Consider the following 21,092-nt stretch of genomic DNA (forward strand, 5'->3'; position numbering starts at 1 on the left):
CACTCACCGTGCGGGGCCGCAGCACGCTGCCAGCGTCTCACGCAATTCCCGAAGCTTCGGCGGCTTGCTGAGGAGATGATCGACATGGGGTGGGATCTCGTCGTCGGAGATCAGGCGCTTGCCCCAGCCGGTCAGCATGATCACCGGCGTCGCCGGTGACGCGTTCTTGACGGCGGTTGCGACCCTGCGTCCGTCGATGTTCGGCATGCCGAGATCGGTGATGACTGCTGCGAAGGTCTCGCCGCGGTCGCACGCGGCCCGGAACGCCTCGATTCCGGCGCCGCCATCGTTGGCCGTGACGATGACATGGCCGTCGGCTTCGAGCGTGTCCCGCAGCGATTTGAGCAGCAGCGGATCGTCGTCGATCAGGAGCAGGCGCAGCCGCGGGGGCATCGCCGGCCGTGCGTCGGGCGCGGCCGTCGTCGTCGCGGTCTTGTCCGGGATCGGGAAGCTCAGGCCCACTGTGGTTCCCGTCCCGACCGCACTGACGATGTCGACCTCGGCACCGTGGCGTCTGGCGACGCCATAGACCATCGCCAACCCGAGGCCGGTGCCGCGCTCGCCCTTGGTGGTGAAGAACGGCTCCTGACAGCGCCGCCGGGTCTCCTCGTCCATGCCGACGCCATCGTCACTGACCTCGAGCAGGATCTCGCCCGGTCCGCTGTCCTCGCGGACGAGCCGTGTCCGCAGCGTCAGCGTGCCGCCGTTCGGCAGCGCATCGACGGCGTTGAAGATCAGGTTGGTGAGCGCCTCGCGGATTTCGCTTTCGACGCCCGCGATCGGCGGCGCGTCGACGGCCAGCTCGGTACGCAGGGCAATGACGACGCCGCGCTGCTGCGGCGTGTCGTTCCACCGAGCCCGCGTCAGGTCGATGACCTGCTGCACGAGCGGGTTGAGGTGAACCGCCACCAGTTCCAATTGCGGCTCGCGCTGCCGATAGAACTCCCGCATCCGGGCCACGGTCTGGGCGACGTCCTCGATCGCGCGCTGGATGGTCTCGATATATCCCCGCGCGCGCACGCTGAGGTCGGGCTCCGTTTCGAGCAGCGATTGCGTGTAGAGTGCCACGGGCGAGAGCGCGTTGTTGATATCGTGGGCAATCCCGCTCGCCATCTGTCCGAGCGCGCGCAGGCGTTCCTGCTGCATCACCGCCTGCTGGGTCTGCTGCAGGTCCTGATAGGCCTGTTGCAGGGCGCCATAGAGCTGCGCCTGGTGCACGGCCAGCGCGACGTGCTCGCTGAGCTGGCGGAGGAATTCGCATTCCCCGCTGCTGAAGCCCTGCGCGGACGCGCGTGCGGCGACCAGCACGCCGAACACCCGGCTCTCGACTTGCAGCGGAGCCAGCACCACCGAGCGCAGGCCGCCTTGCGCCAGCCGCTGTGGGAAGGGGGCCGTCGATTGCCCGATATCCGGCTCGTGGACCAATTGACCCAGCACGCAACGCGACAGTCCGTTCTCGTCGATGTCGATGCGCGCCCGTTCGGGCATTGCCAGTTCGAGCGCGAGCGCGCTGCTCTTGATCCCGACCCGCCTCACCGTCAGCGTGTGGTCGACCGCGTCGTGAAAGCACAGGCAGGTGAAATCCACCGGCAACTGATCCTCGAGACTCCGGACGACGACCTGGAAAATACTGTTGAGGTCCTGCCGCTCGCCGATCGCGCGGGTGATCTGGTGCAACAGATAGAGGTGCCCGAGTTGGGCCCGGGCCTTCTGCTCGGCCTTCTGGCGGACGTCAACTTCAGCTTCCAATGCCCTGTTCGTGGACTCGAGCTCGTCGCTGCGGTCGCGAACCTCCTGCTCGCTCTGCCGGCGGGCCATCTCGGACAAGTACAACGCCTGCACGACCTCGTCGGCCTCGTTCAGTCCGGTGGCGGGCGGATTCAGGATTTCGCGTCGATTCGCGGCGGTGGCGAGATGGCGCAACATGGCCATCGGGCCGGTGATCTGGCGCGTCAAGACTGCAGCAAGGACCAGACCGAGCGAGAGCACGGCGCCGCCTGCGACCAGCGTTCGCAGTGCGGCGTTGATGGCCGGCGCGGTCAACTCGGCGACAGGTACGCCCATGGCCACCGTCCAGCCGAACGGCTCGACGCGAGTGAATGCGGTCAGCACCCTGATGCCCTCGCGTGAGGTCGTCTCGAAGATGTCCTCAGGCTTGCTCAGCATCCGCTCGCGCAACAACGGCACAGCCTTTTGGCCGATGAACCGCTCGGGATTCAGGTTGCGTGCGACGTTGGCTCCTTGCCGGTCGAATATGGAAATCAGCCAGCTTTCAGGGAGGCGCTGACTCCTGATGACCTGGTCAAACGCGTCGATTTGCGGATTGACCGACAACACATGGGAGATGGTGCCATCGGCACGCCGAACCGGTACGTCAATGGCAATCACGTAGCGACGTGACACAAGGCCGACAAAAGTGTCGGAAACTGCAGGCCGGCCGGTCGCGAATACGGCCTTGATCGTCTCCAGATTCTTCCGGGCCGGAAGGGGTGCGCCCTGCGGCAGCAGGGTGTTGAATATCTGTTGTCCGTCGTCCCTCAGAAGCAGGATGTTCGAGCCGGGAAACTGCTGTGCCACCACGGCATCGGCCTGGGCACGGAAACCTTCGAGGTCACCGTCGCGCAGCGGCCGTGAGAGCGCGAGGACCTGAAGGACGGCAATGCGTGCCTGCAGCTCCTTCTCCACGGCCAGCGACAGGCTGCGCGTCAGCTCCAATGTCTTTTGGCCCGAGCTTGTCACCGCCTTCTGGTAGTCCAGATATTCACGCACCAGCGTGAATCCCACGAGGGGAATAACGCTGGCAACGACCAGCATCATCAGGCGGCTCCGCAATGGAAAGCGTCCGCCCTGCGGTCGCGGCGCGGTCATCGCAACATCAAGAACCGGGTGCTTCATTCGCCCCGTTCTGCTCAATCAGGAGTGTCGGACATGGGTGACACAACGTCAGGCTAACACGGTGGCTTCAAATGGTATAGCGAACGGTTCCCGCTGGATCCGAAGACAAGTCAGGGGCGTTCGTGCCGGCTGGCCGAATCCAGGCGCGACGCCACGAACCGACGAACCTGTTCAACGCCATCGCCGTCTTATAGAAGGTGCTGCCCACAAGGACGGTCGAGAGGTCTCATGGTTTTGCCAAGGCAGATGGTGTGTTTGGCGGTCGCAATGCTCGCGGTGTCCACGCTCGCGCGCGCGGAGGACGGTTTCCCCTTCGGCACCGAGATGACGCTGGAGGCGCTGCCGCAGCCGGGCTCGAAGCGGATCCCGAACATCGAGATCGGCGACAATGGCGAGGTCGTGCTGGAGCTCTGGTGCAAGGGCGGCAAGGGCCAGTTCTCGGTCGCCGGCAACACCGTGATCTTCGTCCCCGGCCAGATTCAGGACCGTTCCTGCCCGCAGGCGAGGGCCCAGGCCGATGACGAACTCGTCGCAGCGCTGAGCAGTGTCGAGACCTGGAAGCGCCAGGGCGATGTGCTCACGCTTGTAGGCCCCAAGCCGCTCCGCTTTCGCTCCACCGGGAATTAGCATCGGCAGCAGTGCTCGCGTGTCCCGGACGCGGTGCGGCACGAAGTGACGCTCCGCAGGGCCGGGACCCAGCATTCTATCGGCGGATTCGCATGCGGCCTCTGGGCCCCGGCTCGCAGCGCTTCGCGCCGTAGCGCGTCGAAGACGCGCGTAAACGCGCTTATGGCGTCCGGGGCACGAGACCTCAGCCTACTTCCAAACCGACTTATCCGCGTCCCAGCGCTGGCCCTTCAGCTCCTTGGTGAGCGCCTCGAGCGAGCCGTTGTCGTCGGGCTGGTCGCCTTCCTCATCGGCCGCAGCTTCGTCCGAGAGGTTGAGCTTGGCGCCGCTGCTCTCATCGGCGGTCGTGGTTGCGGGGATGCCGATCCAGAGCATCAGCTTGTCGGTGGCACCCGGCTTGTCGGGCGAGATCAGGCCTGCGACCTCGATTGTGTCGGTGAGATCGAGCGCAGGGAAATCCTTGTTCGGCCGCTTGAAGACGAGCTTGAGCTTGCCGGTGGCGGGGTTGAAGCTTTGCGAGACCGGCTTTGCCGCGAGCGTCCTGCTCAGCACGCCGGCAACGGCGGTCGCGAGCTTGTCGCGGTTGGTCTTGTCGCCGTCGCGCCAGTCGGCTGCGGCAAAGCGGATGGTGCGGTCCATCTCGGTCATTCCGGCGGTCCAGCCCGCGGCGGTGACGCCCGGCATCGCCTTGAATTTTGCGAGCAGGGAGCCTGCGCGCTCCGGATCGACCGACATGTTGATGGTCTGCTCGCCGGCGCGCAGCGCGTCGCAGCCGATGCTAAGGCTCGACAGCGTCATCTCGACCTCCTGGCCCTTCAGGCTCTTCAGGAACTCGGTCGCCGCATCCAGCTTGACCTTCACCGCGATCGCCTCGGGCGAGACGTCGGTGAAATCCTTCGGCTGTGGCGTGATGCCGTCGTCGGAGGTCTGGTTGTCCTGAAACTCTTTTTCACTGAGGTCCGAATTGTCGGGCGAGGTGACCTCGGTGACGGTCTGGCCGATGCTGATCTGGCCGCGGAATTCGAAATTGTCCCCGGCCTGTTTGCGCAGCAGCTTGACGCTGACGGGCGCCTTCTCGCCAAGGCTCTGCGTCGTGCCCGTCATGTTCTGGCCCGAGACCTGGAGATTGACGACGAAGCGGTCCTTGCGGTCGGAATTCTTCGCGACGGGATAGCAGACGTCGAGCACCGCCGCCGTCACCGTCTTGCCCTGCCGCGTCTCCTTCAGGATCACGTCGGCATTGCCGTCCATCAACCCGTCGATCGAGGTGAAATAGCGCGTCTCGGTGCCGCCCGGCGCCGTGGCCTTCGGCGACAGCTTCATCTGGGCGGATGCGACGTCAGGCGAGACGGCGAGCAGAGCCGCCAAAAGTGCAGTCGAACAAACCAGAAGCGCACGCATATGAAATCCTCGCGCAATCGAATCGGCCGCCACCGTAATGGGTTTTGGCCGCCGGTTGAATTGGAAAGCCGAGGGGCAGGTCGGCAAAAAAAAAGGCCGCCCGGAGGCGGCCTTCGCAACACTGATATGGAGCGGATGGCCTTCAGAAGCCGCCCATGCCGCCGCCGGCGGGCATCGCGGGCGCGGCTTCCTTCTTCGGCGCCTCGGCGACCATGGCTTCGGTGGTCACCAGCAGGCCGGCTACGGAGGCGGCGTCCTGGAGTGCGGTGCGGACCACCTTGGCGGGATCGATGATGCCCTTCTCGATCATGTCGACATAGTCTTCGGTCTGGGCGTCGAAGCCGAAGGTCTCGGACTTGTTCTCCAGGATCCTGCCGACCACGATCGAGCCTTCCACGCCGGCATTCTCCGAGATCTGGCGGATCGGAGCTTCCAGCGCCTTCAGCACGATGTTGATGCCGGCCTGCACGTCGGCATTGGCGTTGGTGAGACGGCCGACCGCCTTCTTGGCGCGCAGAAGCGTGACGCCGCCGCCGGGGACGATGCCTTCCTGCACCGCGGCGCGGGTGGCGTTGAGCGCGTCCTCGACGCGGTCCTTCTTCTCCTTGACCTCGATCTCGGTGGCGCCGCCGACGCGGATCACCGCGACGCCGCCGGCGAGCTTGGCGAGACGCTCCTGGAGCTTCTCACGGTCGTAGTCCGAGGTGGTCTCCTCGATCTGGGCCTTGATCTGGCCGACGCGGGACTCGATCTCCGGCTTCTTGCCGGCGCCCTTGACGATCGTGGTGTTCTCCTTGTCGATCACGACCTTGCCGGCACGTCCCAGCATCTTCACCGTGACGTTCTCGAGCTTCATGCCGAGGTCTTCGGAGATGAGCTGGCCGCCGGTGAGGATCGCGAGGTCCTCGAGCATGGCCTTGCGGCGATCGCCGAAGCCCGGCGCCTTGACGGCGGCGACCTTGAGGCCGCCACGCAGGCGGTTGACGACCAGGGTGGCCAGCGCCTCGCCCTCGACGTCCTCGGCGATGATGAGGAGCGGCTTGCCCGACTGCACCACGGCTTCCAGCACCGGCAGCATGGCCTGCAGGCCGGACAGCTTCTTCTCGTGCAGGAGGATGTAGGCGTCCTCGAGCTCGGCGGTCATCTTCTCGGGGTTGGTGACGAAGTAGGGGCTGAGATAGCCGCGGTCGAACTTCATGCCCTCGACGATGTCGACCTCGGTGTCGAGCGACTTGTTTTCCTCGACGGTGATGACGCCCTCGTTGCCGACCTTCTGCATCGCCTGGGCGATCATCTTGCCGATGGCGGTGTCGCCGTTGGACGAGATGGTGCCGACCTGGGCGACCTCGGAGGAGGCGGCGACCGGCTTGGCGCGCTTTTCGATGTCCTTGACGACCGCCGCAACCGCGGTGTCGATGCCGCGCTTGAGATCCATCGGGTTCATGCCGGCGGCAACCGCCTTGGCGCCTTCGCGCACGATGGCCTGGGCCAGCACGGTCGCGGTGGTGGTGCCGTCGCCGGCGAGGTCGTTGGTCTTGGAGGCGACCTCACGCACCATCTGCGCGCCCATGTTCTCGAACTTGTCGTCGAGCTCGATCTCCTTGGCGACGGTGACGCCGTCCTTGGTGATGCGGGGCGCGCCGAACGACTTCTCGATCAGGACATTGCGGCCCTTCGGGCCGAGCGTCACCTTGACGGCGTTGGCGAGAATGTCGACGCCGCGCAGCATGCGATCGCGCGCGTCTCCGGAAAACTTGACGTCTTTGGCAGCCATTTCAGCAATCCCTGTTGTGTCGTGATGTGTCTTGTTTCGTGATCTGCGGCGGAATGATGGATGCCCGGATCGGTCGATCCGGGCATGACATTCAGCGGCCGTTCAGGCGGATGGCCTTAGGCCAGAACGCCCATGATGTCCGACTCTTTCATGATCAGGAGATCTTCGTTGTCGATCTTGACCTCGGTGCCCGACCATTTGCCGAACAGCACGCGGTCGCCGACCTTGAGGTCGATCGGGATCAGCTTGCCCGCCTCGTCACGGCCGCCGGGGCCGACGGCGACGATTTCGCCCTGGGACGGCTTTTCCTTGGCGCTGTCCGGAATGATGATGCCGCCCTTGGTCTTTTCCTCGGCGTCGATACGTTTGACCACGACACGGTCATGCAGCGGACGAAATTTGGATTTAGCCATGACGTTTCCCTTTGGAGGCTCGCTTCGGAAGTAGCGGAAGTGGGTGGGGCGGCGCTTCCGTCCAGCCTCTTCCCGAGGATCGAACGGCGCGCTTAGCAATCGGGCTTTCCGAGTGCTAATAGTGCGCCCGGAAATATGGCTTGGCCGCGATCCTGTCAAGCAAAGGTGGTTAAGCGATTGGTGAGGCGGATATAGGATTGTGTCTACAGAAACTTATTGGTCGCGCTGGCGTATAAAGGACGTCATTGCTCCGACAGCGGTTTTGCGCTTGGCTGCAGGAGGGATGTGGTCGAGGTCTTGTTTGGGGGGCGGTTTGCTCGGGGGAATGTCATGATCAGTTCAGCTCACGCACGCACGGTTGCCAATCTGGCCGCCGCCTCTTGCCTGGCGCTGCTGCTTGGCGCCTGTGGCGGCGGCTTGAGCCTGCCGTCCTTCTCGTCGTCTTCGCCGCCGCCCGAGGCCGAGCCCGGCACCGGCCCGGAAATGCCGGCAAGCATCCGCGCCGACGAGATCGTCGGCCGCTGGGGCCTTGCCTCGTTCCAGAACCCGGCCGACCGCCCCCGCACCGAGAAGATGGCGCGCGAGCAGTGCAAGAATCCCTACGTGATCGGCGCCGGTACCTCCGGCGGCGTGGTCATGCATCTCGCCGACCAGGCGACGCCGCAGGAGTTGCGGCTGAAGGGTTCGCCCAGCGGCAAGAACTATATCGGGCCGGCCGGTCCGACCCCCGGCGACCAGGACCGCGAGATCGTCTCCTTCGACGGCCGTGTCATGATCACCCGCTTCATCGACAAGGACGCCGCCACCCGCTACGGCAACATGGTCTACGTCCGCTGCGCGCCAAGGGCGTGATCTCTCTCCTCCGTCATGCCCCGCGAAGGCGGGGCATCCAGTACGCCGCGGCTTCTCGGTTCTAGCCTCGCTGTCTCTGGAATACTGGATCGTCCGCCTTCGCGGACGATGACAGCGGAGGGGGCTCAAAAACAAAAAGCGCCGGCTTGCGCCGGCGTTTTGTTTTTTCCGTCCGCCGCGTCCGATCAGTCGAACAGCGCGTCGATGTCGTCCTGCGAGGCGTGGCCGACGTCGCCGTTAAGCTTCGGACCATTGAGCAGCTTCTCGTCCTCGGTGCGGGTGTCGGCTGGCGCGGGTACATGGGCCTTGATCGCGTCGACGCCGCCCCAGATCTCCATCATCGCATTGATGTGCTGCTCGATGAACTTCATCGTGCCCATCACCTTGCTGATGCGCTGGCCGGTCAGGTCCTGGAAATTGCAGGCTTCGAAGATCGAGATGACGCGTTCCTGGATGTCGTCGGCGAGACGCTTCTGCTGGTCAGCCGATTGCACCTTGGACATCGCGCTGGCCGCCTGGTCGATCGACTCGGCCGCTTCGAGAATTTGCTGGGTGGCCTGCTCGGTGCCGCCGACGACCGCGCCGAGCTCGCCATTGACCTTGGCCATCTCGCCGCCGTCGAAGCTCTTGCCGTGCAGCGTCGCGATCTCGCGCTTGGTGCGGTCGATGGCGTCGTGGATGAGGTCGAGCTCGACCTTCAGCTTTTCGCACTGCTCGATCTGCGCCCGGTAGGTATCGAGCATGGTGCGAGCTTCGGAGAGCTCGTGGGCCGTGGAGGCGTCGATCGCCGCCATGGCCGCGCTGCCGGACAAGGGCGCAGCGGTGATGCCCTTCGCCATCTGGGCGCGGATCGCGCGCAGCTCGGCCATGATCTCGCCGTGCATCGGCGCCGCCTCCTCAATCATTTCGGGGCTGGGCATCTCGCCGACAATAGCCTCTTCGACACGAAAACGTTTGCGGTGAATAGCCATCAGGAACTCCCCCCACCTCACTCACGCGTCTTTGTAGGCAGAAGCAATTTAACACGAGGTTCACAGAGGAACTGTTGCGCATTGCCATGCGCGACGGCGCGCAAAGAAGCGATTAACCATGAGCTTGCGGCGTTCATCGAAAATAAACGCTGATCGCCAAATTGCGGCCCCGCTCGCGACGTGGTGAATCGAAACGCGGCCTCCGTTTACCAAACGAAACGGCTTTTGCTTTTTATTGACCACGTCGAGGGCGCGGATCAGTCATCGCGTTCGACGGCGCATGCAACTAGACGAAACAGTACAGAGTACGTCGATGTTCAAGAAAATGTCTGTTGCGCTGCTCGGCAGCGCTTGCACCTTCATGGCCGGCGCGGGCAGCGCCAGCGCCTTCGACAATACCGTGCCGAACGATCCGCCTGCGGTGCTCTACCAGCCGCAGGTGCCGCCGGCACCGGTGCGCGTCGCCTCCAATGCGCAAATGGGCGGCGGCTTCATCGAATTCCTGTTCGGTGACGGCCCCGGCCGCGGTCCGGCCTATGCGCCGCAGCAGCCGGTCTATCAGCAGCAGCCCGGCTATTACGACCAGCGCCGCCTGCCGCCGATGGGCGAGCCGCAGATGCAGGGTGGATATCAACAAGGTGCGGTTCAGCAGGAAGCGGTCGACCCGCGGCAGCGTCCGTTCGATCCGAGATTCGAGAAACAATCTGTTGACTATAGCGGCAAGGAAAGTGCCGGCACCATCGTGGTCGATACGCCCAACAAGTTCCTCTATCTCGTCGAGGGCAACGGCCGCGCGATGCGCTACGGCATCGGCGTCGGCCGCCCGGGTTTCACCTGGTCCGGCGTCAAGTCGATCACGTCCAAGCGCGAATGGCCGGACTGGACCCCGCCGGCGGAAATGATCGCGCGCCGGCCCGACCTGCCCCGGCACATGGAAGGCGGCCCGGAAAACCCGCTCGGCGCGCGCGCGATGTATCTGGGCTCGACGCTCTACCGCATCCACGGCTCCAACGAGCCCTGGACCATCGGCACCAACGTCTCCTCCGGCTGCATCCGCATGCGCAACGAGGACGTCATCGACCTCTATGGCCGTGTCAATGTCGGCACCAGGGTCGTGGTGATGTGATGATCTGACGCCCGACATGAAAACGGCCGCCTCGCGGGCGGCCGTTTTTGTTCGGTGCGCTATCGAGCAGCCTTACGCGTAATCGCTGCCGCCATCGTCGTCGCCGCCGAAATCGCTGTCGTCGGCCACGTCCACATTGCCGTTGTCGTGATCGTCGTCGCCGTAATTCTGATCGTTGTTGTTGTCGCGGTCGTTCGAGCCCTGGTCGAGGAAGCCCTGGCGGGAATCGCGGTTCGAGCCGATGTCGTTGAGGCCGGCATCGCGTGCGAGCGAGCCGCCGGACTGGTCGCTGCCGCCCCAAGGACTGCGATCGCCGCCCAGGGAATTGGTGTCGCCAAAAGCCTGCTGGTGCGAGCCGCCCATCATGCCGCGGATGCTGGAGAGCAGCAGCGAGCCGCCGACGACGCCGGCCGCGGCCGCCGCTGCCGTACCGAGGAACGAGCCGCCGCCGCCGACCGGCGGGGCGCCATAACCCGGAGCTTGGCCCGGACCCGGGCCTTGACCATAAGCCTGTCCGTATGGCGGCTGGCCGTAACCCGGCTGCGGCTGCGGCATCGCCTGGCCGGTGTTCCACACCGGCCGCGCGTCGCGCGGCGGCACGTTCGGAACCGAACCGCGTGACGGGCTTCCGCCGAATAGGGTGTCGCGCATGGTATCCAGGAAGCCGCCGGACTGCGCCTGCTCGGGCGCCTGTGCCGCTTCCAGCTCCTGGATGCGGTTATGGGCGCGTTTCAGCGCTTCGTCCTGCAACAGGGTGGTCTGCACCAGCGCGTAAATTGCGCCGGGGGCCTTGCGCAGGCCGTCGGAGATCGCGGCGATCGCGTCGGGATCGCGCGGTGCATTTTCCAGTTTCGAAAGCCGGTCGAAAAGCTCGTCGACGAGTTGGCGTTCCTGCGGCGTCATGATCTGTCTCCTCTGCGCAAAACCAAGCGCGCACAGGATGTAGGGTTCCATTGTGGCCCCAACAGTGCCGGCCGGATTAAATTTCGGTATGCGACAAGCTGCCTCGCGGCCGGCTTTTCGCCGGTTTCACCCCAATGTCACGTTGCTGTCCGCCAGCAGCTGCGCAAAGGCGTCTCCGGCAAGATAAGCATGCTCGCGTTCGCGGACGTCGGTCATCGGATCGAGGCCGGTGAGGATGTCGTCGACGAAGCCGGGATGGCACATCACAAGGCCGCCGTCAGGCAGGCCGTCCAGGAATTGCCGCATCAGCTCGCCGAAGTCGGTCGTGCGCGTAAAATCATAGGCGCCGGCGAAGCCGGAATTGAAGCTGAGGCCGGCGCTGCCCGCGCGGCGGCGGAATTGCGCGCTGAGGATATCGAGCACCATGGCCTTTGGTGAGGCCAGCCGCTGTGCCAGCGGCAGGTCGCGGCCGCCCTGGCGGACCCAGGCTTTTGGCGCGACTTCGCCGACCGCATCGACAAAGCCGTCGCGCACCTGCGGATAGAGCTGCACATGCTGATGGCCGTCGACGAAATCAGGCGGGCGCCCGAACGCTTCCACGAAGGCCGCCAGTTGCGCCTTCACCTCGTTGCGAAAGAACTCGCGGTCGAGCCGCCGCATCAGTCCCGCGCGCAGCAGTTTTGGAAACGGCATGAACATGTCGCCGTCGAGCGGGCGGAAATGCATGGTGAGCGGCCGGAACGGCGCCGACATCGTCACATGCAAGCCGATCGCACAGCGCGCGCTTGTCTTCGCCGAGGCCTGAAGCGCCTCGACCTCCGCACGCTCGATCGTGGGTCCCACCATCATCACCGAGGTGGCGTTGAGGCGGCCGCGTTCGATCAGGTCACGGATGGCGCGGTTGACGCCCGGGCTGATGCCATAATCATCGGCGCAGAGCCAGATTCGTCGCGGCGCCGTCGCCGCGCTCATTCGGCCGCCGTCCTCTTCGCGGCGTCGTCCGCCTTGTCGGTCTCGAAGCGCTTTTCACTGTGCTCGGCGACGAAATAGATCGGGCGCGCCTTCAGCTCGGACAGGATCTTGCCGATATATTCGCCGACGATACCGATCATGATGAGCTGCACGCCGCCGATCGTCATCAGGCCGATCACGAGCGAGGGATAGCCGGGCACCTGCTTGCCGGTGGTCCAGACCTCCCACAGGATCGAGAGGCCGAACAGGAACGCGCCACCGGCGAGGATCACGCCGAGCAGGCTGGCAAAGCGCAGCGGCGCCACCGAGAACGAGGTGACGCCTTCGATCGAAAGGCCAAGCAGACGCGCGGCGCTGAAGGTCGTCACACCATGGGTGCGCGGCGCGGGCTCGTAATCGACGCGGATCTGGCGGAAGCCGATCCAGCTGGCGAGACCCTTGAAGAAGCGGTTGCGCTCCGGCAACTGCCTGAGTGCTGCGACCGCGCGCGGCGACAGCAGGCGGAAGTCGCCGGCGTCCTCGGGGATCTTCTGGCGCGCCCCCCAATTGATCAGCGCGTAGAAGCCGTGCACGGCGACGCGGCGCAGGAAGGGCTCGTTGTCGCGATGCGCCTTGGCGGTATAGACGACGTCGTAGCCGTCATCGATCCAGTGCCGCACCAGCTGCTCGACCAGATCAGGCGGATGCTGGCCGTCGCCGTCCATGAACATGACAGCGCCGAGCCGGGCGTGATCGAGCCCGGCCATCAGCGCGGCCTCCTTGCCGAAATTGCGCGACAGCGACACCACCTGGACGTCGACCGCGTCGGCCGGCAGCGAACGGGCAATCGACAGCGTCGCATCCGCGCTGCCGTCGTCGACATAGACGACCTCGCAAGCGAGGCGATAGCGCTGCCGCAAGGTCTTTGCGAGATCGCAGATGCGCTGGTGCAGGCCGTCGAGGCCCGCCGCCTCGTTATAGACGGGGACGACAATCGACAGTCCCTTCGCGGCGGCGCTCGCCGCGGTGGCTGTCATGCCGGAAACGTCAGAGCCCAGCGTCATCGATCAAGGTTCCAGAGGCGTTCAAAGTCATCTCAACAGCATATGGTAGCTGCCCTTTGCTGTCGCTACGCTGAACGAAACCGCTCAACAAACTTTGGGCTCACTGCCGCAGGAAGGCCTCGAGCCTGGCGAACAGCGGGTTCTCCCGGTCGAATACATAGTCGAGCGAAACCACCGAGACGGTCTCGGCGCCATGCTCGCGCAGGAAGCTCGCCAGCGCATAAAGCTGCCCGGGCGGGCAGTGCAGCGTGAGCATGCCCGACGAGGTCGGCCCGCCGAACGGGGTTTCGACGCCGAAGCGGCTGTGGGCTTCGCCGAGCAGGGCGGCGTCGCACTGCCGGAAGCGGGTCCGGACCTCACGGTATTTGTTGGCCCGTGCTCGTGCCGCGATGTGATCGAGGATCACGCGCGCCGTCTCGCGTGCCTCCGGCGACCAGTCGGCGTCCTTCGACGCGACCAGATTGGCCTGGCTGCGCAGGATCACGCCGTCATCGAGCACCCGCAATCCGTTGGCGGCGAGCGTCGCGCCGGTGGTGGTGATGTCGACGATCAGCTCGGCGCTGCCGGCCGCGGGCGCTCCTTCGGTCGCGCCCGTGCTTTCGACAATGCGGTAATCGGTGATGCCCTGGTTCTGGAAGAAGGCGCGGGTGAGGTTGATGAACTTGGTCGCGACCCGCATCCGCATGTGGTGCTGCTCGCGGAAGCCGGTGGTGACGTCGTCGAGGTCGGCCATGGTGCGGACGTCGATCCACGCCTGCGGCACCGCGACGACGACGTCGGCATAGCCGAAGCCGAGCCCTTCGATCAGCGACACGCGCGTGTCGGCATCCGCGATGTTCTCGCGCACCAGGTCTTCGCCGGTGACGCCGAGATGCGCCAGACCGCGGGACAGTTGCGAGGCGATTTCGCTGGCCGAGAGATAGGCGACCTCGACATTGTCGAGGCCTGCGAGCGTGCCGCGATAGTCGCGGGCACCGCCGGCTTTCGACAGCTTCAGCCCGGCCCGGGCGAAGAAGGCTTCGGTGTTTTCCTGGAGGCGGCCCTTGGAGGGAACGGCCAGAACGAATGGCGCGCTCATGACTTAAGCTCCCACCTTGCGGCCGATCTTGGTCAGCGCGTCCACCCACACCGAGAAACCGACCGCGGGGATCGGCTCGACGGAGCCGAGCTGGGTCATCAGCCCGTCATAGCGGCCGCCGGCAACCAGCGGCTCAGCGCCGTTGCCGCGGTGATGCAGCTCGAATTCGAAGCCGGTGTAATAATCGAGGCCGCGCCCGAACGCGGTCGAGAAGCGCGTCGCCTTCACGTCGATGCCGCGAGCCGCCATGAAGCCGACCCGGCTCTCGAACTGGTCGATGGCAGCAGCGAGGTCGAGCTTTGCGTCCTTGGTGAGGGCGCGCAAGTCGGCGATGGCGTCGTCGGGACTGCCTGCGATCGACAGGAAGCGCTTGAGCACGGCGATCGCCTCGCGCGGCAGCGCGCCGCCCTTCAGCGTCGACTGCTCAAGGAAGCGATCGGCGATTTCGGCCGTGGTGCGTCCCCCGACATTGGTGGTGCCGGCGATCGACATCAGATCGGTGACGAAGGCGAGCGCCGCCTTGCGGTCGGAGCCGGCGAGCGCAGCCAGCACGCCCTCATATTCGCTGCGGGTCGCGGTGGTCGCGGCCGCCAGCTTCTCCAGATCTTTTTCCAGGCTGATCTTGCGGTTGAAATCCTTGACCAGACGGCGGCGCCACACTGGATAGAGATCGAGCGCATCGAGCAGCGCGTTGAACAGCGCGACGTCGCCGGTGCGGATCTCGACATCGCGGACGCCGAAGGCCGCGGTCGCCTCCAGCGCCAGCGCCAGCATCTCGGCATCGGCCGCGGCGCGGTCCTGGCGACCGAACGACTCGATGCCGGCCTGAAGAAATTCGCTGGCCTGGCCGCTGCGGTAACGAAACACCGGACCCAAATAGCTGAACCCGGCCGGCAGGCCGGCGCGGCCCGAGGCCAGATAATCGCGCGCGACCGGAATGGTCAGGTCGGGGCGCAGGCACAGCTCTTCGCCGGACAGATCCGTCGTCAGATAGAGGCTCTTGCGGATGTCCTCACCGGAGAGGTCGAGGAACGGCTCGGCCGGTTGCAGGATCGCGGGTTCGGCCCTGACATAGCCCGCCTGCGCGAACGACAACAGCAGCGTATCCGCCCAGGCGGCGGAGCCGGCAGCATTTGAGGTGGCAGTCGCGGTCATCTCAGGGGTCCATCGGCCCGGTAAAGCCGGGCAGGGCAAGGGCAAGGGGAGGCAAGCGAATTGGCGCAGCCCTTAGCATGGCCCGAAAGCGGTTTCGACCTCCAAAGGATCAATCGCTTAACGGCCTTGGACGTGGGGGAGCATTGACTCGGTCGTGTACCGCCCGCAGCGCGGGGAATAGGCAAGGGGTTTGGGAGAGCGGCCTAGCCGCTCTCGCCGCCCCAATCGCCGAGCACCGCCTGGACCAGCGCCAGCGCCGCCACCGCCGCCGTGTCGGCCCGCATGATCCGGGGGCCGAGAGCCAGCCGAAGGATTTTCGGCTGCCGCAGCAGCAGTGCCCGCTCTTCCTCGGCAAAGCCGCCTTCGGGGCCGATCAGCACGTCGATACCTTGGAGCGCCTCGTGGGCGCTTTGCAGGCTCTGAATGGGGTTTTGCACCTCTGCCGCCTCATCGCAGAAGATGAGCAGGCGGCCCGCGGCGCGCTGGCTGAGGTACCGGTCCAGCGGCACCGGCTCGGCCACCGCGGCGATGCTGAGGATTCCGCATTGCTCCGCCGCCTCCACGACATTGGCGCGCATCCGCTCGGTGTTGACCCGGGAGGCCTGGGTGAACCGGGTGAGGACCGGCTGAAGCGTCGCGGCGCCCATCTCGATGGCTTTCTGGACCATGTAGTCGAGCCGGGCATGCTTGAGCGGGGCGAAGACGTAGGTGAGGTCCGCCAGCCGGTCCTGGGGCCGGGTCTGCTGGAGGATGACGAGGCCATCCGGCCGCTTGCGGCCCTCGATCGCGGCCTGCCACTCCCCGTCGCGGCCGTTGAAGGCCAAAACCTCGGCCCCGGCGGCAAGCCGCAGCACATTGCCGAGATAATTGCTCTGGTCACGGTCGAGCGCGACCCTGGCGTCCTGGGCCAGGGGGGCATCGATAAACAGGCGGGGGGCGCGAAAATCGTGGGAGGGCATCGTTCAAAGGTCCGATTTGCGGCCGTTCTTAACCCAAACCGGTACTTTTGGGGGTAAATATCACCGAATTGGTGCGTCTCCGCGCCGCGCTCTTGCCCTATTCGACGGGTTGTTAAGCGCCGGCGGGAATCGTAAAATCGCGAACACGCTGGTTGCGCTTCAAATTGGGAAGACGCCGAACCCCGTAAGCTCCTGCCGGAGAGACTATCTTGATGATCCGTCATTTGATGGTTCCGATCACTGCCGCCATGGTCACCATGGGTGCCGCGGGCGCCTATGCCCAGGGTTTCCCTGCGCCGCTGCCGGGCCAGACCTCGCCCAGTTCGGCGTTCCCGCCCGTGAACGGCTCGGCGCCGACGGCTTCCGTCGGCACGGCGCCGCAAGGGTCCTTCCCCGTGAACGGCGCCGCGCCCATGGGCGGCGCCGGCGCTTTCAGCGCCGCTCCGCCGACGCAGGCCGGTCCCGGCGAGGAGTGCATGAAGGCGTTCGTGCCGCTGCGCGAAGAGGCCGAAAAACGCGGCAAGATGATCAAGGCCGCGAGCGATCGTCACGCCACGCCGGACGAAGCCTGCAAGCTGTTCAAGAATTACAGCCAGGCCGAATTCAAGATGATGAAATATGTCCAGGCCAATTCCGCCAAATGCGGAATTCCGCCGCAGGTCGGCGACCAGTTGCAGGCCAGCCACAAGAACACCGAGGCCACGCAGGCCAAGGTCTGCAACGTTGCGCAGCAGATGCAGCAGCAGCAGGCGCGACCGGCAGGTCCCTCGCTGAGCGAGGTGCTGGGGTCGGGCTCGGCGCCTGAGGCCAATGCCGGGAAAAAGGGCGGCAGCACCTTCGACACGCTCAACGGCAACGTCCTCACCCGATGAGCGACACATCCGCCCGCGTTGCCGATTCCACCGGCAACTGGGTCGATACGCGCGCGCCGCAATGGGCGCGGCCTTATCTGCGATTGTCGCGCTTCGATCGTCCGATCGGCTCTTGGCTGCTCCTGATGCCATGCTGGTGGTCGGCGGCGCTTGCCGCTGGCATTGCGCACGACGTCCGCCGCCTGCCGCTCACCATTGTCCTGTTCTTCATTGGCGCCTTCGCGATGCGCGGGGCGGGCTGCGCCTGGAACGACATCACCGACCGCGACCTCGACGCCAGGGTCGAGCGCACCCGCTCGCGGCCGCTGCCCGCGGGGCAAATCACCGTGACGCAGGCGCTGGCCTTCCTGGTCGCGCTGGCGCTGGTCGGCCTCGTGGTGCTGCTCCAGTTCAACCGCTTTGCCGTCGTGACCGGCATCGCCTCGCTCGTGGTCGTCGCGATTTATCCCTTCATGAAGCGCGTCACCTGGTGGCCGCAGGTCTTCCTCGGCCTCGCCTTCTCATGGGGCGCGCTGATGGGCTTTGTCGTCACCTTCGGGCGGATCGACGTCACCGCGCTGGTGCTCTATGCCGGGTCGATCGCCTGGGTGATCGGCTATGACACCATCTATGCGCATCAGGACGCCGAGGACGACGCGCTGATCGGCGTCAAGTCCACCGCGCGCCTGTTTGGCGCGCATACGCACCAGGCGCTGATCCTGTTCTACGGCTTGGCGGTGGTGCTGATCAGCGTTGCGTTGGCGTCCAGCGACGTACGTTGGCCGGCCTGCCTCGGGCTTGCCGCTTTCGCCGCGCATCTGGCCTCGCAGATCGTGCGCTTGCGGATCGACGATCCGGAATTGTGCAAGCGCCTGTTCTATTCGAACAAATATGCGGGCTTGTTGCTGTTTGCGGGATTGCTGGTCGACGCGGTGATGCGGGCGGCGTAATTCGTAGGGTGGGTTAGCGAAGCGTAACCCACCACTGTCCCTATCCACAGAAACAGAAGAGGTGGGTTACGCCTGCGGCTAACCCACCCTACGGCACCTTTAATTACGCGCGATGATCTCGCGCCCGCGATGAACCGAGAGCTCACGTGCGATACCGGCGCGGCGGCGCATCAAGAATTTCGGACGGCGGGCACGGATGGCGTTGCAGCGGCGGCGGCGGGCTGCGGGCTTGCGCGCACCTTCGTCGAGCTGCGGCAGCGCGAAGATCTCGCTCCAGACAGCCCAGGCCTCGGCGAGCTCGTCGCCATCGGCGCTGACCAGCAGCGGAACGGAGAGTGAGGGATCGCGGTGCACGAGCACGAGGGTCTGCGCCTCGTCGTTGCCGCGCAGCGCGACGCCGGTGAAGTCGCTGACGCGAACGTTGATCGCCATCTGCATGCCGCGGACGGCACGACGCAGCACGACGCGTTCGCGATGAAGCTCGATCTGCCTGGTGTATCCGTCGGCGCGCGGATCATGCGCATCGAAGCGGACCGGAAGGGAAAGAGGGTCGAGCCGCAGGGAGCGGCTCGACCCGGTGGGGTTGACCCCACATGTTGCAGTTTGACGCCTCACGGCTTTAGTTCTCCCCGCCAGGATTATGTTCCCGGTCGATGCGAGGACCTTAGCGCGCGCTTTCCGAAAACCGCTTAAAAAGGCTGGTTAACCCCGCGTCACCGCCGCTCATGATTGACAAGACCTTGGCGCGCATGATTGACGAGACGTTGCGCAGGTCTCGCGAATCTGAACCTTCTGCGGGCTGAAAATGCTTGAAGTCCGCATCAATCGGGCACATCTGTGGGTTCCGGTCCCGAACCCGCCCCAACAGGATTTCGTTTGTGAACCCTTCACCAAGCTCGACGCTTTCGCCAAAAGCCAAGTCCGACCTGTTCGATCAGTCCGCGCTGTCCGATCTCGCACAGCGGCTGGTGGAGGCGGCAAAGCGCGCCGGCGCGGATGCGGCCGATGCGGTCGCGGTGCGCGGCGTCTCGCAGGGCGTCGAGGTGCGTGACGGCCGTGTCGAGGAATCCGAGCGGTCCGAGGGCGACGATGTCGGCCTCCGCGTGCTGGTCGGCCGGCGCCAGGCGGTGGTCTCGACCAACGACGCCAGCGGTGATGCCGTGACCAAGCTTGCCGAGCGCGCGGTCGCGATGGCACGCGTCGCGCCCGACGACCAATATGTCGGGCTTGCGGACCCCTCGCTGCTCGCGCGCGACTTCCCCGATCTCGACCTGCTCGACCCCGACGTGCCCGCGACCTCGGAGCTCGAGCGCCGGGCGCTCGAAGCCGAAGCCGCCGCACTCGCGGTGAAGGGCGTGAGCAAATCCGGTGGCGCCTCGGCTTCATCAGGCATGGGCGGCATGGTGCTCGTGACCAGCACCGGTTTCCACGGTTCTTACCTGCGTTCCAGCCAAGGCATCTCGGCCACCGCCATTGTCGGCGAAGGCACCGGCATGGAGCGTGATTACGATTTCACCTCGGCGCCGCACGGTGCTGATCTGCTGTCGCCGGAAGTGGTCGGCCGGTCCGCCGGCGAGCGCACCGTGGCACGCGCCAATCCGCGCAAGGTCGAGACCTGCAAGGTGCCCGTCGTGTTCGATCCGCGCGTTGCGGGCTCGCTGGTCGGCCATGTCGTCGGCGCCATCAACGGCGCCTCGATCGCGCGCAAGACCAGCTTCCTCAAGGACAAGCTCGGCCAGCAGCTGTTCGCGAAAAACATTCGCATCATCGACGATCCCCTGCGCAAGCGCGGCCTGCGCTCGCAGACATTTGACGCCGAAGGCGTGGCGGTGAAGAAGATCGCGCTGATCGACGAGGGCGTGCTGACGACCTGGCTGCTCGATTGCGCCACCGCGCGCGAGCTCGGCCTCACCACCACCGGTCACGCCCATCGCGGCGTCTCGTCCTCGCCGTCGCCGGGACCGTACAATCTGCACCTCGAACCGGGCATACCGACGCCGGCTGAATTGATCGCCGACATCAAGCAGGGCTTTTACGTCACCGACCTGATCGGCTCGGGCGTGAATGGCGTCACCGGCGACTACAGCCGCGGCGCCTCCGGCTTCTGGATCGAGAACGGCGAGCTCACCTATCCCGTCAGCGAAGTCACGATCGCAGGCCATCTGTTCGAGATCTTCAAGTCGATGCAGCCCGCGAACAACCTTGAGTTCCGCTACGGCGTCAATGCGCCGACGGTGCGCATCGAGGGTTTGACGCTTGGCGGACGTTGACGCGCACTCCCTCGAAACCATTTTGACGCGTGATGCGGCGCTGCTGAGAAACACGGTGCGGGAGGCCGGCAGCCTCGCGCAGTCGATGTTCCGCACCGAGCTGAAGAAGTGGACCAAGGGCGCGTCCTCGCCGGTGTCGGAAGCCGACATCGCCGTCAACGATCTGCTCGAAGCGCGGCTGCGCGCCGCCACGCCCGACTATGGCTGGCTGTCGGAGGAAAGTGCCGATGATTCCACGCGGCTGTCGCGGCGGCTGACCTGGATCGTCGATCCCATCGACGGCACCCGCAATTATCTCAATGGCCATGACGAATGGTGCGTCAGCGTCGCGCTGGTCGAGGATGCCGCGCCGGTGCTGGGCGCGGTGTTCGCACCGACGACCAACGAATTCTTCTTTGCAGTCCGTGGCCAGGGCACGACGCTGAACGGCAAGGCCGTGCGGGCGGCGCCCGGCTCCGCGCTCGACTTCTCCCGGGTCGCTGGTCCGAAGCCGATGGTCGAGCGGCTCAATACCTCCGGCGGCGACATCAAGCTGCACCCGCGAATCGGTTCGCTCGCGCTCCGGCTCTGCCGGGTCGCCGATGGTGTGCTGGATGCGGCTTTTGCGGGGGGCAACAGCCATGATTGGGACCTTGCGGCCGCCGATTTGATCGTGCAGGAAGCGGATGGTAGGATGAGCGACCTCTCCGGAGATCCCATCCTCTATAACCGCCGGGAAGTGACGCACGGGGTGCTGGTGGCAGCGGGGCGCGATCGTCATGCGGGCATTGTCGCGCATTTTCGAAACCGTCCCTTGGCCTGAGCGCCTTTGTCGTGCTTCTCGAACACTGCTTTGCCGGGCAGCCCTTTAGG

At 65.5% G+C, this 21,092-nt stretch carries 19 protein-coding genes; 7 read left to right on the plus strand and 12 right to left on the minus strand.

Translation table 11 applies throughout. From position 1 onward, the window contains the following. Window positions 1-3: 3 nt before the first annotated feature. Window positions 4-2,817 carry an ATP-binding protein gene (locus B5V03_RS41975; protein WP_206736249.1) on the minus strand — a complete coding sequence of 938 codons (2,814 nt, stop codon included), beginning with the start codon at window positions 2,815-2,817 and terminating at the stop codon, window positions 4-6. A 306-nt stretch (window positions 2,818-3,123) separates the two neighbouring features. Between B5V03_RS41975 and B5V03_RS40260 the strand changes: the two genes are divergently transcribed. Next, on the plus strand, window positions 3,124-3,522 hold the full coding sequence (locus tag B5V03_RS40260) for an META domain-containing protein (RefSeq protein WP_129275947.1): 399 nt from the start codon (window positions 3,124-3,126) through the stop codon (window positions 3,520-3,522). A 189-nt stretch (window positions 3,523-3,711) separates the two neighbouring features. On the opposite strand, the gene B5V03_RS40265 is transcribed toward B5V03_RS40260, so the two are convergent. The 3 genes from B5V03_RS40265 to B5V03_RS40275 all read right to left on the minus strand — a co-directional run bounded on the left by B5V03_RS40265 (window position 3,712) and on the right by B5V03_RS40275 (window position 7,110). After that, window positions 3,712-4,923 (minus strand): hypothetical protein, encoded by a 1,212-nt coding sequence (locus B5V03_RS40265; protein ID WP_164988631.1) that lies wholly within the window; start codon window positions 4,921-4,923, stop codon window positions 3,712-3,714. A 142-nt stretch (window positions 4,924-5,065) separates the two neighbouring features. Then, window positions 5,066-6,697: a chaperonin GroEL gene (gene groL / locus B5V03_RS40270; RefSeq protein WP_129275949.1), complete on the minus strand. Its 1,632-nt coding sequence runs from the start codon at window positions 6,695-6,697 to the stop codon at window positions 5,066-5,068. Window positions 6,698-6,813: 116 nt separating this feature from the next. Continuing rightward, window positions 6,814-7,110 carry a co-chaperone GroES gene (locus tag B5V03_RS40275; RefSeq protein WP_129275950.1) on the minus strand — a complete coding sequence of 99 codons (297 nt, stop codon included), beginning with the start codon at window positions 7,108-7,110 and terminating at the stop codon, window positions 6,814-6,816. Between the two features lie 330 nt (window positions 7,111-7,440). On the opposite strand from B5V03_RS40275, the gene B5V03_RS40280 reads away from it, so the two are divergent. Continuing rightward, window positions 7,441-7,962, plus strand: a complete 522-nt coding sequence (locus B5V03_RS40280) for a hypothetical protein (protein ID WP_129275951.1) — start codon at window positions 7,441-7,443, stop codon at window positions 7,960-7,962. 185 nt (window positions 7,963-8,147) lie between these two features. On the opposite strand, the gene B5V03_RS40285 is transcribed toward B5V03_RS40280, so the two are convergent. Then, window positions 8,148-8,933 (minus strand): protein phosphatase CheZ, encoded by a 786-nt coding sequence (locus tag B5V03_RS40285; protein WP_164988632.1) that lies wholly within the window; start codon window positions 8,931-8,933, stop codon window positions 8,148-8,150. Between the two features lie 313 nt (window positions 8,934-9,246). On the opposite strand from B5V03_RS40285, the gene B5V03_RS40290 reads away from it, so the two are divergent. Further along, window positions 9,247-10,059, plus strand: a complete 813-nt coding sequence (locus B5V03_RS40290) for a L,D-transpeptidase (RefSeq protein WP_129275953.1) — start codon at window positions 9,247-9,249, stop codon at window positions 10,057-10,059. 72 nt (window positions 10,060-10,131) lie between these two features. On the opposite strand, the gene B5V03_RS40295 is transcribed toward B5V03_RS40290, so the two are convergent. From B5V03_RS40295 to B5V03_RS40320, 6 genes are all read right to left on the minus strand, one after another. Continuing rightward, the gene (locus B5V03_RS40295) at window positions 10,132-10,962 is read right to left on the minus strand and encodes a DUF2076 domain-containing protein (protein WP_129275954.1); all 831 of its coding nucleotides are present in this window, start codon (window positions 10,960-10,962) and stop codon (window positions 10,132-10,134) included. A 126-nt stretch (window positions 10,963-11,088) separates the two neighbouring features. Then, the gene (locus B5V03_RS40300; protein ID WP_129275955.1) at window positions 11,089-11,934 is read right to left on the minus strand and encodes a ChbG/HpnK family deacetylase; all 846 of its coding nucleotides are present in this window, start codon (window positions 11,932-11,934) and stop codon (window positions 11,089-11,091) included. Beyond that, the gene (locus B5V03_RS40305; RefSeq protein WP_129275956.1) at window positions 11,931-12,977 is read right to left on the minus strand and encodes a glycosyltransferase family 2 protein; all 1,047 of its coding nucleotides are present in this window, start codon (window positions 12,975-12,977) and stop codon (window positions 11,931-11,933) included. Before B5V03_RS40305 ends, B5V03_RS40300 begins: the two co-directional genes overlap by 4 nt. 100 nt (window positions 12,978-13,077) lie before the next feature. Beyond that, window positions 13,078-14,055, minus strand: a complete 978-nt coding sequence (gene hisG / locus B5V03_RS40310) for an ATP phosphoribosyltransferase (protein ID WP_129275957.1) — start codon at window positions 14,053-14,055, stop codon at window positions 13,078-13,080. A 3-nt stretch (window positions 14,056-14,058) separates the two neighbouring features. Next, window positions 14,059-15,210, minus strand: coding sequence for an ATP phosphoribosyltransferase regulatory subunit (locus B5V03_RS40315; protein WP_129275958.1), 1,152 nt, complete (start codon window positions 15,208-15,210; stop codon window positions 14,059-14,061). Between the two features lie 203 nt (window positions 15,211-15,413). Then, entirely contained in the window at window positions 15,414-16,169 is a 756-nt protein-coding gene (locus tag B5V03_RS40320; protein ID WP_129275959.1) for a 16S rRNA (uracil(1498)-N(3))-methyltransferase, read from the minus strand. 212 nt (window positions 16,170-16,381) lie between these two features. Between B5V03_RS40320 and B5V03_RS40325 the strand changes: the two genes are divergently transcribed. Both B5V03_RS40325 and ubiA read left to right on the plus strand, forming a co-directional pair. Continuing rightward, window positions 16,382-17,041, plus strand: a complete 660-nt coding sequence (locus tag B5V03_RS40325; RefSeq protein ID WP_129275960.1) for a hypothetical protein — start codon at window positions 16,382-16,384, stop codon at window positions 17,039-17,041. Further along, window positions 17,038-17,970: a 4-hydroxybenzoate octaprenyltransferase gene (gene ubiA / locus B5V03_RS40330; protein ID WP_129275961.1), complete on the plus strand. Its 933-nt coding sequence runs from the start codon at window positions 17,038-17,040 to the stop codon at window positions 17,968-17,970. Before B5V03_RS40325 ends, ubiA begins: the two co-directional genes overlap by 4 nt. Before the next feature lie 99 nt (window positions 17,971-18,069). Here ubiA and B5V03_RS40335 read toward each other — a convergent pair whose 3' ends face one another. Continuing rightward, complete coding sequence (locus B5V03_RS40335; RefSeq protein ID WP_129275962.1) at window positions 18,070-18,585, minus strand: DUF6101 family protein; 516 nt, start codon at window positions 18,583-18,585, stop codon at window positions 18,070-18,072. A 263-nt stretch (window positions 18,586-18,848) separates the two neighbouring features. Between B5V03_RS40335 and B5V03_RS40340 the strand changes: the two genes are divergently transcribed. Together B5V03_RS40340 and B5V03_RS40345 are read left to right on the plus strand one after the other, a co-directional pair. Continuing rightward, on the plus strand, window positions 18,849-20,240 hold the full coding sequence (locus B5V03_RS40340; protein ID WP_129275963.1) for a TldD/PmbA family protein: 1,392 nt from the start codon (window positions 18,849-18,851) through the stop codon (window positions 20,238-20,240). Further along, complete coding sequence (locus tag B5V03_RS40345) at window positions 20,227-21,042, plus strand: 3'(2'),5'-bisphosphate nucleotidase CysQ (protein ID WP_129275964.1); 816 nt, start codon at window positions 20,227-20,229, stop codon at window positions 21,040-21,042. The genes B5V03_RS40340 and B5V03_RS40345 overlap by 14 nt, the downstream gene beginning before the upstream one ends. The last annotated feature ends 50 nt before the right edge of the window (window positions 21,043-21,092 follow it).

The organism is Bradyrhizobium betae (assembly GCF_004123905.1).
Taxonomy (GTDB): domain Bacteria; phylum Pseudomonadota; class Alphaproteobacteria; order Rhizobiales; family Xanthobacteraceae; genus Bradyrhizobium; species Bradyrhizobium betae_A.

Bases quoted from the DNA above. Each gene is read 5' to 3' on its own strand.
- B5V03_RS41975 (WP_206736249.1), bottom strand. From the start codon at position 2,817: ATGATGCTGGTCGTTGCCAGCGTTATTCCCCTCGTGGGATTCACGCTG.
- B5V03_RS40260 (WP_129275947.1), top strand. From the start codon at position 3,124: ATGGTTTTGCCAAGGCAGATGGTGTGTTTGGCGGTCGCAATGCTCGCG.
- B5V03_RS40265 (WP_164988631.1), bottom strand. From the start codon at position 4,923: ATGCGTGCGCTTCTGGTTTGTTCGACTGCACTTTTGGCGGCTCTGCTC.
- groL (WP_129275949.1), bottom strand. From the start codon at position 6,697: ATGGCTGCCAAAGACGTCAAGTTTTCCGGAGACGCGCGCGATCGCATG.
- B5V03_RS40275 (WP_129275950.1), bottom strand. From the start codon at position 7,110: ATGGCTAAATCCAAATTTCGTCCGCTGCATGACCGTGTCGTGGTCAAA.
- B5V03_RS40280 (WP_129275951.1), top strand. From the start codon at position 7,441: ATGATCAGTTCAGCTCACGCACGCACGGTTGCCAATCTGGCCGCCGCC.
- B5V03_RS40285 (WP_164988632.1), bottom strand. From the start codon at position 8,933: ATGGCTATTCACCGCAAACGTTTTCGTGTCGAAGAGGCTATTGTCGGC.
- B5V03_RS40290 (WP_129275953.1), top strand. From the start codon at position 9,247: ATGTTCAAGAAAATGTCTGTTGCGCTGCTCGGCAGCGCTTGCACCTTC.
- B5V03_RS40295 (WP_129275954.1), bottom strand. From the start codon at position 10,962: ATGACGCCGCAGGAACGCCAACTCGTCGACGAGCTTTTCGACCGGCTT.
- B5V03_RS40300 (WP_129275955.1), bottom strand. From the start codon at position 11,934: ATGAGCGCGGCGACGGCGCCGCGACGAATCTGGCTCTGCGCCGATGAT.
- B5V03_RS40305 (WP_129275956.1), bottom strand. From the start codon at position 12,977: ATGACGCTGGGCTCTGACGTTTCCGGCATGACAGCCACCGCGGCGAGC.
- hisG (WP_129275957.1), bottom strand. From the start codon at position 14,055: ATGAGCGCGCCATTCGTTCTGGCCGTTCCCTCCAAGGGCCGCCTCCAG.
- B5V03_RS40315 (WP_129275958.1), bottom strand. From the start codon at position 15,210: ATGACCGCGACTGCCACCTCAAATGCTGCCGGCTCCGCCGCCTGGGCG.
- B5V03_RS40320 (WP_129275959.1), bottom strand. From the start codon at position 16,169: ATGCCCTCCCACGATTTTCGCGCCCCCCGCCTGTTTATCGATGCCCCC.
- B5V03_RS40325 (WP_129275960.1), top strand. From the start codon at position 16,382: ATGATCCGTCATTTGATGGTTCCGATCACTGCCGCCATGGTCACCATG.
- ubiA (WP_129275961.1), top strand. From the start codon at position 17,038: ATGAGCGACACATCCGCCCGCGTTGCCGATTCCACCGGCAACTGGGTC.